We start from the raw sequence: 1072 nt of genomic DNA on the forward strand, positions 1-1072 counted from the left end.
GAACTTCGAGAACCTGGCGACCAACCCAGCTCCAGCGGTGACTACCATCACCGACTCGATCGACACCACCACCGTCACCCTAACGGCGGACCCATCGGTCGTTGAAGGTGGCAACATTACTTACACCGCCACGCTGACCAACCCAGCGCAAACCGCTGTGACGGTCATGCTGAGCAACGGTCAGACGATCAACATCGAAGCGGGCAAGTCCAGCGGAAGTGTGGTTTTCGAAACTCCGGCCAACGACGTCTACAACAACGGTTCGACCGTCAATACGACGATCACCAACGCTACTGGCGGTAACTTCGAAAACCTGGCAACCAACCCAGCGCCAGCAGTCACCACGATTACTGATTCGATCGACACCACTACCGTCACGTTGACGGCGGACCCGTCAGTCGTTGAAGGCGGCAATATCACTTACACCGCTACGCTGACCAATCCAGCGCAAACTGCTGTGACGGTCACGTTGAGCAATGGCCAGACCATCGTCATCGAAGCCGGGAAATCTGCCGGCTCGGTGGTGTTTGAAACGCCGGCTAACGACGTTTACAACAATGGTTCGACTGTCAGCACCACTATTACCAATGCAACTGGCGGTAACTTTGAGAACCTGGTTCCAGGTACTGCCCCAGCCGTCACCACGATCACCGACTCGATCGACACCACCACCGTCACCCTGACGGCAGATCCATCGGTCGTTGAAGGCGGCAACATCACCTATACCGCCACGCTGACCAACCCAGCGCAAACCTCTGTGACGGTTACGTTGAGCAATGGTCAGACGATCAACATCGAAGCTGGAAAATCCAGCGGAACTGTAGTTTTCGAAACTCCAGCCAACGACGTCTACAACAACGGTTCGACCGTCAACACGACGATCACCAACGCCACTGGCGGTAACTTCGAGAACCTGGCGACCAACCCAGCTCCAGCGGTGACCACCATCACCGACTCGATCGACACCACCACCGTCACCCTGACGGCGGACCCATCGGTCGTTGAAGGCGGCAACATCACCTATACCGCGACGCTGACCAACCCGGCGCAAACCGCTGTGACGGTCACGCTG

Annotated in this window: 1 protein-coding gene; it reads left to right on the forward strand. The window is 57.2% G+C overall.

Going from position 1 to position 1072, the window contains the following annotated elements; translation table 11 throughout:
- Positions 1-1072: immunoglobulin-like domain-containing protein (locus AACV02_RS28445; RefSeq protein ID WP_256680480.1), on the forward strand; the 1072-nt coding region annotated here is incomplete at both ends.

This window comes from Pseudomonas sp. Larv2_ips, from assembly GCF_963879675.1.
Taxonomy (GTDB): domain Bacteria; phylum Pseudomonadota; class Gammaproteobacteria; order Pseudomonadales; family Pseudomonadaceae; genus Aquipseudomonas.